Source organism: Microbacterium schleiferi, from assembly GCF_020781975.1.
GTDB lineage: Bacteria > Actinomycetota > Actinomycetes > Actinomycetales > Microbacteriaceae > Microbacterium.
On sequence record NZ_JAJGNI010000003.1, the window covers coordinates 297,225 to 312,962 of the forward strand.

Genomic DNA, 15,738 nt, shown 5'->3' on the forward strand with positions numbered 1-15,738 from the left:
GAAGGGTCCGGGCGCAGAGGCCGGCCCCTCGCCGCGACCACACGACCCGATAGGAGCCGCGCCGATGTCGTCGTTCCTCTACCGCGTGGGCCGATTCGCGGCCCGTCGTCGGTGGACGGTCATCGTCATCTGGATCGCCGTGGTCGTCGGTGCTTCGGCGCTGGCCGGTGTTCTCGGCAACCACCTGCAGTCGAGCTTCACCGTGCCGGGCACCCAGGCGCAGTCGGCGCTGGACGCCCTGGAGCAGCGCTTCCCGCAGATCAGTGGTGCCAGCGCCAAGGTCGTCGCCGCCGCGCCGTCGGGGGACCAGATCTCCACGAGCGAGGAGCTGATCTCCACCGCTTGCGAGAACATCGCCGCCCTCGCTGATGTCGTTGCTGTCACGTGCCCGTACCCGATGGCCGAGAGCGGCTCGACGGCGGCATCCGATGGGGCGTCCTCGCAGATCTCCGCGAACGGTGACATGGCCTTCATCGCCATTCAGCTCTCGGTGGCCGCCACCGACATTCCCGACTCGCTCGTGGCCTCAGTCGGGCAGGCCACCGCGCCGCTGTCGGATGCCGGACTGACCGTTGCCGTGTCGGGACTGGCCGCGAGTTCATCGTCGGGGGTCGACTGGACGGAGCTTGCCGGGATGGGCATCGCCTACATCGTGCTGGCCATCACGTTCGGTTCCCTCCTTGCCGCGGGGATTCCCCTGGTCACGGCCGCGCTCGGTGTCGGACTCGCAGCGAGTGCCATCACGATCGTCGGTGCCCTCGTGCCGGTCTCCTCGACGGCTCCGGTCCTCGCGACGATGCTGGGCCTTGCTGTCGGTATCGACTACGCCCTGCTGATCACATCCCGGCACCGCGACAACCTCCGGGAGGGGATGGATCCGGCCGAGTCGGTAGCGGTGGCCATAGCAACGGCGGGCACGGCTGTCGTCTTCGCGGGGATGACGGTCATGATCGCCCTGGTAGGCCTCGGGGTGGCCGGGATCCCGTTCCTCACCGTCATGGGGCTGGGAGCTGCTGGCGCGGTGCTCACGGCGCTGTTGGTGGCTGTCACTCTGCTTCCGGCGATCCTCTCGCTCCTCGGCCGCCGACTCATCCCACGGGGTCGGGCCGTTCGTCGGGCCGCTCGCCGCGGCGCGGAGCCGGGACACACAGCGCGCTGGGTGAAGATCGTCACTCGTCAGCCGCTGCTGACCGCGCTCGGTGTCACCGCGGTGCTCGCGGTGATCGCGATCCCGGCATCCGGACTTCGTCTGACGCTGCCCGATGCCGGATACGATCCGCCCGGATCCGAGGCGCGCGTCGCCTACGATCTGCTCGACGAGGGTTTCGGACCCGGCTTCAACGGCCCGCTGCTGGTCACCGCCGACATCTCTCGCACGCTCCAGATCGAGCAGGCTCTCACCGCGCTCCAGGATGCATTCCAGGGCGTGCCCGGGATCACCGCGGTCTCGCAGGCGTTCCCGAACGAAGCCCTCGACATGGCTGTCGTGACGATCACTCCCGACAGCTCCCCGTCATCCGATCAGACCGCTCAGCTCGTGCAGACCCTGCGCGATCGCGCCGCGGCGTTCGAGGAGGCGAACGGCTTCACCTACGAGATCACCGGACAGACTGCCCTCGCCATCGACATCTCCGATCGCCTGGGCGCGGCGATGCTGCCGTTCGCGATCGTGGTCGTGGGGCTGAGCCTGGTGCTGCTGACGATCATGTTCCGCTCCATCGCCGTGCCGATCACCGCGACCTTCGGCTACCTCCTGACAGTGGGGGCGGGGCTCGGGATCGCCACCGTGGTCTTCGAATGGGGCTGGGGTGCATCCCTTCTGGGGGTCGGCAAGGTCGGCCCGGTGATCAGCTTCATGCCGATCCTCGTCATGGCTGTGCTGTTCGGACTCGCGATGGACTATCACGTGTTCCTCGTCTCACGGATGCGCGAGCGGTTCGTCGACACCGGCGACGCGCACGCCGCGGTACTCCAGGGCTTCTCCGCCTCCGCGCGGGTCATCACTGCCGCCGCGCTCATCATGTTCTCCGTCTTCTTCTCGTTCGTCCCCGGGGGAAACGCGATCATCCAGCCGATCGCTCTCGCGCTCGCGGTGGGGGTGCTCATTGATGCGTTCGTGGTGCGGATGACCCTGATCCCCGCCCTCATGGCACTGCTCGGTGCGCGCGCGTGGTGGTTGCCGCGCTGGTTGGTACGGGCATTGCCGGATGCTGACATTGAGGGTGAGGCAGTGCGCCGCATGCTCGATCAGCGAACCTGGCGCGAGGCCGATCGGGAGACGCGAGGGCGCGGCATCCATGCGCACGAGGCGACGTTCGGTGACTCGGCGCCGCTCACCGTCGATCTGCCGGAGTCCGGCGTCCTTGTGGTCCACGGCCCCGAAGCCGCAGCCGTCTGCGCAGGTCTCTCGGGCCGGATTCCCGGCATCGGCGGCGACCTTGCCGTCGGCGGTCGGCTCATCCCGTTCGAGAGAGAGCCGCTCTCTCGGGTCTCGGTCCTGGTTCCGGCGCTTCCTACGCCCACTGACGCGAGCACTCTCGTCGAACATGTGCGGCGACAGGTACGCCTGAACGGCAGCGGTGGTGATCACCGTGATCGGGTGCGCCGCGCGATCGAGCTCTGGGGGGAACTGACGGGCGGGCCGAACGTTCTCGACGAGGTCGATGTGCCGATGTCGCGTCTTGACGAGCACCAGCGGTGGACCCTCGATGCCGCTGCCGCGCTCGCATCGACGCCCGAGGTGACGGTCCTCGATCTGCAGCGCAGGCGAGATCAATCGGCGCTGCTTGACCGCATCCTGCGCACCGCGTCGGCCTCGACGACGCTCGTTGTCGCTGTCAGTGATCCCGTGGCCGAAGATGCACTTGCCCTGACCCCTCACGGCCGCGTCGTGAGGGTCCTCCTTGCAGACCGGTCACCTGAAGGTCGCAGCCGGCAAGACGTAAGCGACGAGGTGGTCGTATGACCGGGCTGTCGGGGCTGTTGACCGGTGGCGGTCGGGGCAGGGCGATCGCGCTCGCGGTCTTCGCGATCCTGATACCGCTGCTGGTCATGCTGACGCTGCTGCCGCGTCAGACCCAGGAACAGGTTCCCGTGGCGATCGTGAATCTTGATGTTCCGATCGGGGACGGGGGCACGCCCGTCGCCGCGGGCAAGCTCGTCACCGAGAACCTTCTGACAGCCGACGACGCGATCGCGTGGACCCTGACGGACACCGCGACAGCCGACCAGGGGCTCGCGCAGGGCACCTATCTCGCGGTGGTGACGATCCCGGCCGACTTCTCCCAGGACGTCGCAACCCTCGGCACTGATGCGCCGACGCAGGCTTCGCTGACAGTGCAGACCAGCACTCGTCACGGGTATCTCTCGGGCGTGCTGGCCGAAGCTCTGGCAGCGGGCCTTCCGCGCGGAGTGGAAGCTCAGCTCACGTCGGGGTATGTGTCAGGCACGCTGGCGGCCTTCACTGAGTTGCACACCGGAATCGGGCAGGCAGCCGACGGCGCGAGCGAACTCGCGAGCGGCATCGGGGACGCCGCGGGGGGAGCGGCAGTGCTCGCAGAGGGGCAGCGGGAGCTGGTCGCGGGGCTCGAGGGGATTGGAACGGTGCTTCGCGCCCTCCCGACAGGGGTCCGCGACCTGGGTGCGCTGAGCGCCGCAGCCGGGTCGGATGCCGCGGCTCTCGCGGGGTCGCTGGCCGGCGCTGCGATCGACGCCGAGGCGCTCTCGCTCGCGCAGGATCTCGGCGTCGCCGATCTCGACGCCCTCGCTGCGGTGATCTCCGCGGACCCGACCGTGCCAGCCGGCGACCTGCTCGATGACATCCTGGCCCTCCGCAGTGGGGCCGCCGCGATTGCATCGGACCTTCAGAATCAGGCCGGCGCTCTTGCCGGCGACGCCGTGGATGCCGCCGAACTCGCCGTCGGCGCCGACGCCGTGGCCGACCTCGCGGGGCCGGCGGCGTCAGCGCTCACCCAACTCGCGGCGGCTCAGCAGGAGGCGGTGTCCGGTGCGTCTGATCTCGCGGCCGGCGCTGCAGACCTTGCCAGCGGGCTCGATACCGCGGCCGGCGCCGCTGGTGAACTCGCGAGCGGCCTGGGTGAGGCGGCATCCAGCATCCCGAGTTATTCGAGTGCCCAGCAGCAGAGCATCGCGGCAACCGTCGCCTCGCCGATCGGCGTCACCACCACCAGCATCGGTGGCCCGGATTCCGCTCTGGCCGCGGCGGTGGCAGCGCTGGCGCCGGTGTCGCTGTGGCTGGGGGCGCTCGCCACCTTCCTCGTCGTTTCTCCCTTTGCGCGGGCGTCGCTCGTGACCCCGGCAACGTCCGCGCACATCGCCGCTGACGCTGCACTGGTTGCGATGGGAATCGCCGTTGTGCAGTCGGTGCTCGTGTGGCTGGGGGTTGCCGTCCTCGGTGTCGTCCCCGATCGGATCGCCGTCGCCTACGGGCTGACCCTTGCCGCCGCGGTGTCGTTCACGCTGTTCCACCAGGCACTCACCGCCCTGTTCGGTCGAGCAGGTCTCATCGTGTCGGTGCTCGCACTGGGTCTCCAGCTGGTGGCCGCAGGCACCCTTCAACCGGTTACCGAGGGTTCGCTGGCTGCCACGCCGTTCTCGATCCTGCCGTTGAGCGTTGCCCTGCAGGGCGCCGACGCTCTGGTGGGCGGGTCGCTACACGAAGTGCTCGGGGCTGCAGTCGGACTTCTGCTGTGGGCTGCGGTCGCCTTCGCTGGCACGGTCATCGGGGTGCGCCGCGCGCGCTCACGTGCCGTGAGCGCCCTGCTTCCGGCGTGAGCTCGCGCGTCGATTTGCGGCGTCGAGGCCTAGATCGGTACTCTCGCGACATGCTTCCGGCACCGCACGACCTCGTTGCTTTCGCGACGACGGTTCGCGTGCTGCGCCGACGTCTGGGCGGTCGCCGACTCTAGGCGACCCCGCTGCGCTGTCGCGCGCGGCGGTGTCGCCACCTCCGGCTCTGTGCTTTCGATGCACGACGAACCCAGACAATAAGGTGGAATCCATGACCTACTCGGTCGCCGTCTCTGGCGCCTCCGGATATGCCGGCGGCGAGATCCTGCGGCTCCTAGCCCAGCATCCTGATGTCGATATCCGCACCGTCACCGCCCACTCCAACGCCGGGCAGCCCCTCATCGAGCACCAGCCGCATCTGCGCTCGCTCTCGCATCTGACGTTGCAAGACACCACTCCCGAGACCCTTGCCGGCCACGACATCGTGGTTCTCGCATTACCGCACGGACAGTCAGCGCAATACACGGATGCCCTCGGAGATGTGCCCCTCGTGATCGACGCCGGCGCCGATCACCGGTTGCGCGATGCGGCAGCGTGGGAGCAGTTCTACGGCGGGGCGCACCCTGAGCCCTGGGTCTACGGCGTTCCCGAGCTGCCCGTCGCGAGCGGGAAGATCCGTGACACCCTCGCGGGCGCGACTCGCATCGCCGCACCCGGCTGCAACGCCTCGACGGTGAGTTTGTCGCTCGCGCCGGGGGTGGCTGCCGGCGTGATCGATCCGAGCGACATCGTCAGCGTGCTCGCCGTCGGCCCGTCGGGGGCAGGGAAGAGCCTCAAACCGCACCTGCTGGCAAGCGAAGTGCTCGGCAGCGCGAACCCGTATGCGGTCGGCGGCACACACCGGCACATCCCCGAGATCCGTCAGGCGCTGCAGGATGCCGGAGGGACCGACGTCCGGATCTCCTTCACGCCCGTCATCGTCCCGATGGCCCGCGGAATCCTTGCGACTTCCACCGCGCCGATTGCTCCGGGCGCCACGGATGCCGACATCCGCGCGGCCTGGGAGCTGGCGTACGCCGACGAGCCGTTCGTCCAGCTGCTGCCGGAGGGACAGGTCCCTCGCACGGCCGACGTGGTCGGGGCCAACACTGCGCTCCTCGGGCTCGCGATCGACCGGGCCGCAGGCCGGGTCGTCGTCGTCGCCGCTGTCGACAACCTCGTCAAGGGCACGGCCGGTGCCGCGGTCCAATCCATGAACATCGCGCTCGGCCTTCCCGAGGGCCGCGCCCTCACTACGAACGGAGTGGCACCGTGACCGTCACCGCGCCCGCAGGGTTCGAGGCGGCAGGAGTTGCCGCCGGACTCAAGTCGACCGGAAAGCCGGATGTCGCCGTGGTGGTCAACCGCGGGCCGCTCACCGTCGGCGCTGCCGTCTTCACGAGCAACCGCGCCAAGGCAAACCCGATTCTCTGGTCCGAACAGGCCATCCAGGACGGCGTCGTCGAAGCCATCGTGCTCAACTCCGGCGGCGCGAACTGTTTCACGGGTTCGTTCGGGTTTCTGACGACCCACCTGACCGCGGAGCGCGCCGCCGAGCTGCTCGGAGTGAGCGCCGGCGACATCCAGGTCTGTTCCACCGGCCTCATCGGAACCGGCGATCAGGTCTTCCGCGACAAGGTCCTCGTGGGAACCGAAGCCGCGATCGGTGCCCTGTCGCCGGATGGCGGCGAGGATGCTGCCCGAGCGATCATGACCACCGACTCCCGCCCGAAGACCACCACCATCACCGTTGACGGCTGGACGATCGGCGGAATGGCCAAGGGCGCCGGAATGCTCGCGCCCGGGCTCGCGACGATGCTCGTCGTTCTCACCACCGATGCCGTCCTGAGCGCGGCAGAAGCCGACGGCCACCTGCGTGCTGCGACGCGCGTGAGCTTTGACCGCCTCGACTCCGACGGGTGCATGTCCACGAACGACCAGGTGACCTTGATGGTCAGCGGTGCGAGCGGCGTCACGCCCGAGCCGGGTGCCTTCCGCACCGCGCTCATCGCGGTCTGCACCGACCTCGCGACCCAGCTGCAGTCAGACGCCGAGGGGGCCAGCCACGACATCACGATCGAGGTGATCCACGCGGCATCCGAAGACGACGCCGTCGAGGTGGGACGCTCGGTTGCGCGCAACAACCTCTTCAAGGCGGCGATCTTCGGCAACGACCCGAACTGGGGGCGCGTGCTCGCGGCGATCGGGACGACGGATGCCGCATTCGACCCCTATGCCGTGGATGTCACGATGAACGGTGTCCGCGTGTGCTCCGACGGCGGTCCCGACCAGCCCCGCGAACTCGTGGATCTCACCCCTCGGGCAACGAGCGTCGTCATCGACCTCAAGGTGGGCGATGCCTCGGCCACCATCTACACCAACGACCTCACCCACGACTACGTTCACGAGAACAGCGCCTACTCGTCATGACTGACCTGCAAGAGACCACGCCCGACGAGGCTGCCGAGAAGGCAGCCGTGCTGATCGAGTCGCTGCCGTGGCTCAAGCGCTTCCGCGACCAGATCGTGGTCGTCAAATACGGCGGCAATGCGATGGTGTCCGAAGAACTGCAGCGCACGGTCGCCGAAGACATCGCGTACCTGCGTTACGTCGGCGTCAAGCCCGTGGTGGTCCACGGGGGAGGCCCGCAGATCTCCCGCATGCTGGAGCGCCTCGACATCCCGAGCGAGTTCCAGGGCGGATACCGCGTCACGAACACCGAGGCGATCTCGGTCGTGCGCATGGTCCTCACCGGCCACATCAACCCGCAGCTCGTATCGAAGATCAATGCGCACGGCCCGTTCGCCGCCGGCCTCTCGGGTGAGGACGCCGGGCTGTTCGGCGGCCGCCGCCGCGGGGTTGTCGTCAACGGTGAAGAGGTCGACCTCGGGTCGGTCGGGGATGTCGTTCACGTGAACCCGACGGCGGTCCTCGACCACCTCGCGGCGGGCCGCATCCCCGTCGTGTCCTCGATCGCGCCCGACCTGGATCGTCCGGGACACACCTTGAATGTCAACGCCGACGCGGCGGCGGCGGCGCTCGCGGTGTCGCTGAATGCCGCCAAGCTCGTCATCCTCACCGACGTCCCCGGACTGTACGCGGACTGGCCGAATCGTGACTCGCTGGTCTCTCACCTGACCTCGACGGAGCTGCGAACGATGCTGCCGACGCTGGAGTCGGGAATGGTCCCCAAGATGCAGGCGTGTCTGGACGCCGTCGACGGGGGAGTCGACACGGCGGCGATCATCGACGGGCGCGTGCCGCACTCGCTCCTGATCGAGGTCTTCACGAGTAAGGGCATCGGAACCGAAGTGGTGAGCGCATGAGTGCAGTACTCCCCGAGACGAAAAGAGGCGCAATGAACGACGAGGCACCGACCACGGCATCCTGGCAGCACGATGCCCGCCGCGACCTTCTTGCCAACGCCGGAGACCGCCTTGCGCTGTTCACCCGCGGTGAGGGCGCCTACCTGTGGGATGACGCGGGTAAGCGCTACCTGGACTTCCTTGCCGGTATCGCGGTGAACTCGCTCGGGCACGCACACCCCGCGTTCGTCGAGGCGGTTTCTGCTCAGGCCGCGACCCTCGCGCACGTGTCGAACTACTTCGCCACCCCGCCGCAGCTCGGCCTGGCCGCGAAGCTCAAGCGACTCGCGGGAACCGGTGATTCCGGCCGCGTGTATTTCTCGAACTCGGGTGCGGAGGCCAACGAAGCGGCGTTCAAGCTCGCCCGGCTGCACGGCGGAACTGACCGGCCCCGGATCCTCGCCCTCACCGATGCCTTCCACGGGCGGACGATGGGCACCCTCGCCCTCACGGGAAAGCCGGCCATGCAGGAACCGTTCCTTCCGATGGTTCCTGGTGTGGAGTTCCTGGACTCGACGATCGAGGCTCTCGAAGCCGCGATGGATGACTCGGTCGCAGCCCTCATCCTCGAACCGATCAAGGGTGAGGCTGGCGTGCTCCCGCTCCCGGACGGCTATCTCGAAGCCGCGCGCGAGCTGACCCGCCGCCACGGTGCGCTCCTCATCCTTGATGAGATCCAGACCGGGGCCGGTCGCACCGGCGAATGGTTCGCCTTCCAGCACACCGGTATCACCCCGGATGCCATCACCGTGGCAAAGGGTATTGGCGGCGGATTCCCGATCGGGGCGCTCATCACCTACGGCGAGGCGAGCGAGCTGTTCTACCCCGGTACCCACGGGTCGACGTTCGGGGGGAACGCGCTGGCTACCGCGGTCGCGGGGGCGGTGCTCGACGAGATCGAGCGCGCCGATCTGGTGACCAACGCCCGCATCCGTGGCGGGCAGGTGCGTGAGGGCATCCTCGCGATCGACTCCCCGCTGATCGCCGGATGCCGCGGGCAGGGACTGCTCCTGGGCGTGGCGCTGACCCGCCCCGTCGCGAAGGCCGTCGTCGCCGCGGCGCAGGAACACGGACTCATCGTCAACGCCGCCAACGACGACACGATCCGGATCGCGCCGGCCCTGACGATCGGCGACGTCGAGATCGACGAGTTCCTGACCCTCTTCACCGCGGCCCTGTCCACCGTGACCGACGCCCTCATGCTCGACGAGACCTCGCAGCCCGACGAGACCTCGCAGCCCGACCACAAGGAAGCCGCGCAATGACCCGCCACCTGCTTCGCGACGATGACCTGACCCCGAAGGAGCAGGCAGAGATCCTTGCCCTTGCGGCAGACCTGAAGAAGGACCGCTGGAAGGTTCAGCCGCTGGCTGGCCCGCAGACCGTCGCGGTGATCTTCGACAAGTCATCCACGCGTACGCGCGTGTCGTTTGCTGTCGGAATCGCCGATCTCGGCGGGTCGCCGCTGATCATCTCGACCGCCAACAGTCAGCTGGGCGGCAAGGAGACCCCCGCCGACACCGCCCGCGTGCTCGAGCGGCAGGTGGCCGCGATCGTCTGGCGCACCTATGCGCAGGCAGGCCTCGAAGAGATGGCTGCCGGCACGCGGGTGCCCGTCATCAATGCGCTCAGCGACGACTTCCATCCGTGTCAGATCCTCGCCGATCTGCTCACAATCCAGGAGCACAAGGGCGAGCTGAAGGGCCTCACGCTCGCCTTCTTCGGGGACGGGCGCACCAACATGGGGCAGTCCTATGTGCTCGGCGGGGTCACGGCCGGCATGCATGTGCGCGTCGCCTCCCCGGTGGAGTACGCACCGCGTGAGGATGTCGTGGCCGACGCCGACCGCCGCGCCGAGCAGACCGGCGGTTCGGTCGCGCTCTACACCGACCCCAACGAGGCTGCCGCCGGCGCAGACATCATCGTCACCGACACCTGGGTCTCGATGGGCAAGGAGGACGAAAAGCTCCAACGGCTTCGCGACCTCACGCCCTACAAGGTGTCGCAGGAACTCATGAGCCTCGCCAAGGACGACGCGAACTTCATCCACTGCCTCCCCGCCGACCGCGGGTACGAAGTGGATGCCGAGGTGATCGACGGCCCGCAGAGCGTCGTGTGGGACGAAGCCGAAAACCGACTCCACGCGCAGAAGGCGCTGCTGGTGTGGCTGCTGCAGCAGCAGTAGCCGACCGGGTCGTCGGGAATCTGCGCCGCCTGGACGGGCCGCCGCGGATTCCGGGGCTGGACCTTGCCCGCGGGCTCGCCGTGATCGGGATGCTCGCGGCTCACCTGTTCACGCTGCCCGAGATCGACTGGACCGATCCGGTGACCTGGGGTGGGATCGTCGGCGGTCGCTCGTCGATTCTGTTCGCGACTCTCGCCGGCGTCTCGATCTCGATCGTCACCGCCGGCCCACGCGCCCCCCGCGCCCCGGGCAGGTGGCTGGCCTGGCGAGCTCTCGTGCTCTGGGTCATCGGAATCGCACTGATCCTCACGGGTGTGCCGGTGTACGTCATCCTGCCGGCGTACGCGATCCTGTTCGCCGCGGCGATTCCTTTCGTGCGCGTGCGCACAGCGACGCTGTGGGTCTGGGCTGTCGCGGTGGCGCTTATCGTGCCGTGGCTGCTTCCGCCGATCGAGGCGGCGCCGTTCTGGGACACGGCGCCGGGCGAAGCGGTGTTCCTCCTGACCGGATGGGCCTACCCAGCTCCGCTCTGGCTTGCGTTCCTGCTGGCCGGAATGGCGGTCGGCCGCCTCGACCTCGCGCGGGCAGGAGTGCTGTGGGTCACGGCGGGCGCGGGTCTTGTGACTGCCGCGGTAGCAGAGACCCTCGCGGTCGTTGTTCCAGCCCCCGACGGGTACCTCGGCCAGGTGTGGCGGGCCAGCGGGCACAGTGGTGGCATCCTCGAGGTGTGGGGCTCGGGTGGGTTCGCCATCGCGATCATCGCCCTGTGCGTGCTGCTGTGCCGTACTATCCTGCGCGCCGTCGTGCTTCCGATCCGGACCCTGGGCGCGATGCCGCTGACGGCATACTCTGCGCAGATCGTCGTGTGGGCGGTGTGGGCGCTCATCGCACTGGGGACGACATCCGACCTGTTCGGGTTCCGGGCCCTGAACCCGTTCTGGCCGATGACGCTCGGGATCATCGCAGCCTGCTTCGCGTGGGCACTGCTGCTCGGGCGCGGCCCTCTCGAGCGGCTGGTCGATACGGTGTCGCGGCCGCGCGCGGATAGGCTGGCACGATGACTGCGACGGGTGATGCAACGCACGATGGCGCCCTCTGGGGTGCGCGATTCGCTTCGGGTCCATCGCCCGAACTTGCGGCCCTGAGCGTGTCCACCCACTTCGACTGGGCACTCGCCCCTTACGACATCCGGGGATCGCGTGCCCACGCGTCAGCCCTCGAGGCTGCTGGCTATCTCAGCGCCGACGAAGCTGCCAGCATGCGCGCGGGGCTCGATGAGCTCGCTGCTGCAGTCACCCGCGGCGAGGTCGTTGCCCGGCCTCAGGATGAAGACGTCCACGGTGCGCTCGAGCAGGCGCTCATCGAGATCGTCGGTCCCGAGCTCGGCGGAAAGCTCCGAGCCGGGCGCAGCCGAAACGACCAGATCGCGACGCTGGTGCGGATGTACCTCCTCGACCACACGCGGACGCTGGTACGTGAGATCGTCCGTCTCATCGATGCCATCGTCGCCCAGGCTGAGGCCCACCCGGCTGCGATCATGCCGGGGCGAACTCACCTGCAGCACGCCCAACCCATCCTGCTGGCGCACCACCTGCTCGCTCACGCGTGGCCGCTCGTGCGCGACCTCGAACGGCTCCGCGATTGGTCGACGCGGGCATCGGTGTCGCCCTACGGCGGGGGAGCGCTCGCCGGATCCACTCTGGGACTTGATCCCGCGCTTGTCGCTGCAGAACTGGGGCTCTCTCGGCCCGCAGAGAACTCGCTGGATGGAACCGCGGCGCGCGACGTCGTCGCCGAGTTCGCGTTCATCGCCGCGCAGATCGGGGTCGATCTGTCGCGCTTTGCCGAAGACATCATCGTGTGGAACACGCGGGAGTTCGGCTTCGTCACGCTCGACGATGGCTACTCGACCGGCTCGAGCATCATGCCGCAGAAGAAGAACCCTGATATCGCGGAACTGGCGCGGGGCAAGGCGGGGCGCCTGATCGGAAACCTCACCGGGCTGCTGGCCACGCTCAAGGGCCTGCCCCTGGCGTACAACCGTGATCTGCAGGAAGACAAGGAACCCGTCTTCGATTCGGTGCGGACGCTCGAGACGGTGTTGCCCGCCTTCGCCGGGATGGTGGCGACCCTGCGTTTTGACACCGACCGGATGGCGGAGCTTGCACCGCAGGGCTTCTCTCTTGCCACGGATGTCGCGGAGTGGCTCGTTCGGGAGGGCGTTCCCTTCCGTGATGCGCATGAGATCTCCGGGAAGCTTGTGCAGGCGTGTGAAGTTCGGGGGATCGGACTCGAAGACGCCGACGACGACCTGCTTGCGCGGGTCTCGCCGCGGCTCACGCCGGGAGTCCGCGAGGTCCTGACGATCGAGGGGTCGGTTTCCAGTCGCACCGGCGTGGGCGGAACCGCTCCGGAGCGGGTTGCCGAGCAGCGCGCGGAACTGATTTCGCGTGTGCAGGACGCTGCGCACGCGCTGGGGCTGTGACGGGACTGATAGACCCAAAAAATCAGCCCGGGGCTTATTATCTCGCTTCATAAGCGATAGACTGCTTGTGTGACCGTCGCGGTGATCGCAGATATCGTCGGATCCCGGCGCCTCGCCGACCGGGATGCCGCGCAGCGCGAGCTCGAGGCGACTATCGCGCGCGTCAACGCTGACCGGCCGACAGCGATCGTCCCGCTGACGGCGACGTTCGCCGATGAATTCCAGGCGGTCTTCGCGGAACTCGATCACGCGCTCGCGTGGCTCCTGTTGCTCCAGCTTGCTCTTCCCGAAGAGATCGAGCTGCGCTTCGGGATCGGCATCGGCACCGTGGGGGCCGTTTCGTCAGCAACCGACCGCATCTCCGACGGGCCCGGTTGGTGGTCAGCCCGGGATGCCGTCGAGGCCGTGCACCGCCTCCAGGATCGCGCCGTGCCGCGCGCGCGGACGCGCGTTGTCGCAGCTTCGGGGGAGGATGCCGCCATGGCCGAGCGTGTCCGATCCGTCAACGCATACCTGCTCGTCCGCGATGAGATCGTCGGCGCGATGACGTCACGCACGCGCCGCCTCGCTTATGGTCGCTGCCTCGGTCGAACGCAGCACGACCTCGCCGCAGAGGAGGGGATCACGCAGTCCGCGGTCTCCCAAGCGCTCGCCGCCGGCGGAGCCGCAGGACTCGTGGCCGGCTTCCAGATCCTGGACGAAGCGTCCGGATGATCGCCGCCGGCATCGTGCTCCTGACAGTCGGTGGCGTCGACCTCACTCGGCGTTCGCTGACCGGGATGCGTCGCGCGATCGTTCTGGCCGTGCTCGGACTCGTGTTGCTGATCGCCTCGGCTGGCGCGGATGCCGCGGTCTGGAGCTTCGTCGCCGTCGGCGTGGCCGCGGTCTGGGCTCTGGCCACCCCGGATCGCCGGGGCGGGCGAGCCGGGTTCTGGCCGGTCGCGCTCGTGGTAGCTGTCGCTGCTCTCGCCGTCGCGCTTCTCGGCGTCCGAGAAGACCAGGGGCCGCTCGGCGAGGTGTGGCCCTCCCACTCGCCGCTGGGCGCGGTGAGCCTGGACGTCGCAGTGCTCGTCGCCGGAGCGTTGGTCTTCCTTCTCGAATCCGGGAACGTGATCGTGCGAATCGCGCTCCGAGACGGCGACGTGCCCGTTGAGGAGCGTGCGGCGACGCTGAAGGGCGGACGACTCATCGGTCCGATCGAGCGGGTGCTCGTCTTCGCCCTTACCCTCACCGGCGCGTTCACGCTCCTGGCCGCGGTGCTTGCAGCGAAGGGCATCGTCCGCTTTCCCGAGATCTCCCGGGACGGAGAGGGCGGCATCCGCGCGGAGTACTTCCTCATCGGGAGCCTCGTGAGTTGGACGACTGCCCTCGCTGTAGCTTTCCTCGTATGGTGGGGGACCTCGATCTGACGCCGCGGTCAGCGGTGGGCGCGCTGCTAGCCTGAGATTCGTGGCAGAACTCACGACCGATTCCCCCGTCCGCGCGTTGGAGCCCGCGAACGACCCTTCGTTCGAATCGGTCTGGGACGAGATCGTTTGGCGTGGTTTGGTGCACGTTTCCACCGATCAGGAGGCGCTGCGCGCGCTGCTGGGGGGCGGCCCGATCACGTATTACTGCGGCTTTGACCCGACGGCGCCGAGCCTGCACCTGGGTAACCTCGTGCAGCTGCTCCTGCTGCGTCGGCTGCAGCTCGCGGGGCACCGACCGCTCGGCCTGGTCGGGGGATCGACCGGCCTGGTGGGCGATCCGCGACCGACAGCCGAGCGGACCCTGAACACGCGCGAGACCGTTGCCGAGTGGGTGTCGCGACTGCGCAGCCAGGTGGAGCGCTTCCTCAGCTTCGAGGGGGAGAACGCCGCACGCATCGTCAACAACCTGGACTGGACGGCGCCGCTGTCGGCTATCGACTTCCTTCGCGAGATCGGCAAGCACTACCGCGTTGGCACCATGCTGAAGAAAGACGCGGTCAGCGCTCGTCTGAACTCGGAGGCGGGGATCAGCTACACGGAGTTCAGCTACCAGATCCTTCAGGGGCTCGACTATCTCGAGCTGTACCGGACCTACGGCTGTGTTCTGCAGACCGGCGGCAGCGATCAGTGGGGGAACCTCACCAGCGGCGTGGATCTGATTCACCACGCCGAACATGCGTCGGTTCACGCCATCGGCACGCCGCTGATCACCAACAGCGACGGTACGAAGTTCGGCAAGAGCGAGGGCAACGCCATCTGGCTGGATGCCTCCATGTGCTCTCCGTACCGGATGTACCAGTTCTGGCTCAACACTGACGACGCCGACGTCATCACGCGGATGAAGATCTTCACGTTCCTCACTCGCGAGGAGATCGACGAGTATGAACGACTCGTCGAGGTGGAGCCCTACCGCAGGGCCGCGCAGAAGCGGCTCGCCCTGGAGGTCACGACGACGGTGCATGGTCCGGAGGCGACGGCAGCAGTGATCGCCGCATCCGACGCGCTGTTCGGGCAGGGCGATCTCACCTCGCTGGATGCCGAGGTCCTTCGCACCGCACTGGAGGAGTTGCCGCACGTGCAGGGGGCGCTGGAGATGACCGTCGTTGAAGCTCTTGTCGCAACCGGACTGGTGGCCAGTCTCTCCGAGGCTCGGCGGGCCATCGCGCAGGGCGGGGTCTCGCTCGACGGCATCCGCGTCGACGACGACGGCGCGCGGGTGACCGGTGGGCTCCCCGGGGGAGTGTCGGTGCTGCGTCGCGGCAAGAAGACGCTTGCTGGAGTCTTCCTCGGACCGCGTGAATCCGCGTGATGCGGCGCGACACGCCCGGGATGCGGGCAGGATTTGTCACGTTGTTCATATCCGCGTATTGTCTTTCTTGTTCGCCCCAAAGGAGCGCGGTGAGGCTGAGAGCCTCCCCTCCTCAAGCAGTGAACCACCCCCCAACA

12 protein-coding genes are annotated in these 15,738 nt (G+C 68.2%); all 12 read left to right on the plus strand.

Annotation, left to right across the window (positions count from 1 at the left end; translation table 11 throughout):
* The first annotated feature begins 64 nt into the window (after positions 1 to 64).
* The 12 genes from LL236_RS05405 to tyrS all read left to right on the plus strand — a co-directional run bounded on the left by LL236_RS05405 (position 65) and on the right by tyrS (position 15,601).
* Complete coding sequence (locus LL236_RS05405; RefSeq protein ID WP_228177772.1) at positions 65 to 2,965, plus strand: MMPL family transporter; 2,901 nt, start codon at positions 65 to 67, stop codon at positions 2,963 to 2,965.
* Positions 2,962 to 4,794, plus strand: a complete 1,833-nt coding sequence (locus tag LL236_RS05410) for a YhgE/Pip family protein (protein WP_228177773.1) — start codon at positions 2,962 to 2,964, stop codon at positions 4,792 to 4,794. The genes LL236_RS05405 and LL236_RS05410 overlap by 4 nt, the downstream gene beginning before the upstream one ends.
* Before the next feature lie 226 nt (positions 4,795 to 5,020).
* Positions 5,021 to 6,064 carry an N-acetyl-gamma-glutamyl-phosphate reductase gene (argC, locus tag LL236_RS05415; protein WP_228177774.1) on the plus strand — a complete coding sequence of 348 codons (1,044 nt, stop codon included), beginning with the start codon at positions 5,021 to 5,023 and terminating at the stop codon, positions 6,062 to 6,064.
* Entirely contained in the window at positions 6,061 to 7,218 is a 1,158-nt protein-coding gene (argJ, locus tag LL236_RS05420) for a bifunctional glutamate N-acetyltransferase/amino-acid acetyltransferase ArgJ (RefSeq protein WP_228177775.1), read from the plus strand. The genes argC and argJ overlap by 4 nt, the downstream gene beginning before the upstream one ends.
* Complete coding sequence (argB, locus tag LL236_RS05425; protein ID WP_228177776.1) at positions 7,215 to 8,114, plus strand: acetylglutamate kinase; 900 nt, start codon at positions 7,215 to 7,217, stop codon at positions 8,112 to 8,114. The genes argJ and argB overlap by 4 nt, the downstream gene beginning before the upstream one ends.
* A gap of 32 nt (positions 8,115 to 8,146) precedes the next feature.
* Entirely contained in the window at positions 8,147 to 9,418 is a 1,272-nt protein-coding gene (locus LL236_RS05430; protein WP_228177777.1) for an acetylornithine transaminase, read from the plus strand.
* Positions 9,415 to 10,338, plus strand: a complete 924-nt coding sequence (argF, locus tag LL236_RS05435) for an ornithine carbamoyltransferase (protein ID WP_228177778.1) — start codon at positions 9,415 to 9,417, stop codon at positions 10,336 to 10,338. The genes LL236_RS05430 and argF overlap by 4 nt, the downstream gene beginning before the upstream one ends.
* Positions 10,317 to 11,399: a heparan-alpha-glucosaminide N-acetyltransferase domain-containing protein gene (locus LL236_RS05440; protein WP_228177779.1), complete on the plus strand. Its 1,083-nt coding sequence runs from the start codon at positions 10,317 to 10,319 to the stop codon at positions 11,397 to 11,399. Before argF ends, LL236_RS05440 begins: the two co-directional genes overlap by 22 nt.
* The gene (gene argH, locus LL236_RS05445; protein ID WP_228177780.1) at positions 11,396 to 12,823 is read left to right on the plus strand and encodes an argininosuccinate lyase; all 1,428 of its coding nucleotides are present in this window, start codon (positions 11,396 to 11,398) and stop codon (positions 12,821 to 12,823) included. Before LL236_RS05440 ends, argH begins: the two co-directional genes overlap by 4 nt.
* A gap of 69 nt (positions 12,824 to 12,892) precedes the next feature.
* Positions 12,893 to 13,537 (plus strand): SatD family protein, encoded by a 645-nt coding sequence (locus LL236_RS05450; RefSeq protein ID WP_228177781.1) that lies wholly within the window; start codon positions 12,893 to 12,895, stop codon positions 13,535 to 13,537.
* A complete protein-coding gene (locus LL236_RS05455; RefSeq protein ID WP_228177782.1) occupies positions 13,534 to 14,232 on the plus strand; it encodes a hypothetical protein in 699 nt (232 codons plus the stop codon). Before LL236_RS05450 ends, LL236_RS05455 begins: the two co-directional genes overlap by 4 nt.
* Positions 14,233 to 14,272: 40 nt before the next feature.
* The gene (gene tyrS / locus LL236_RS05460; RefSeq protein WP_228177783.1) at positions 14,273 to 15,601 is read left to right on the plus strand and encodes a tyrosine--tRNA ligase; all 1,329 of its coding nucleotides are present in this window, start codon (positions 14,273 to 14,275) and stop codon (positions 15,599 to 15,601) included.
* The last annotated feature ends 137 nt before the right edge of the window (positions 15,602 to 15,738 follow it).

Coding starts and splice junctions, on each gene's coding strand:
- LL236_RS05405 (WP_228177772.1), top strand. CDS start 65: ATGTCGTCGTTCCTCTACCGCGTGGGCCGATTCGCGGCCCGTCGTCGG.
- LL236_RS05410 (WP_228177773.1), top strand. CDS start 2,962: ATGACCGGGCTGTCGGGGCTGTTGACCGGTGGCGGTCGGGGCAGGGCG.
- argC (WP_228177774.1), top strand. CDS start 5,021: ATGACCTACTCGGTCGCCGTCTCTGGCGCCTCCGGATATGCCGGCGGC.
- argB (WP_228177776.1), top strand. CDS start 7,215: ATGACTGACCTGCAAGAGACCACGCCCGACGAGGCTGCCGAGAAGGCA.
- LL236_RS05430 (WP_228177777.1), top strand. CDS start 8,147: ATGAACGACGAGGCACCGACCACGGCATCCTGGCAGCACGATGCCCGC.
- argF (WP_228177778.1), top strand. CDS start 9,415: ATGACCCGCCACCTGCTTCGCGACGATGACCTGACCCCGAAGGAGCAG.
- argH (WP_228177780.1), top strand. CDS start 11,396: ATGACTGCGACGGGTGATGCAACGCACGATGGCGCCCTCTGGGGTGCG.
- LL236_RS05455 (WP_228177782.1), top strand. CDS start 13,534: ATGATCGCCGCCGGCATCGTGCTCCTGACAGTCGGTGGCGTCGACCTC.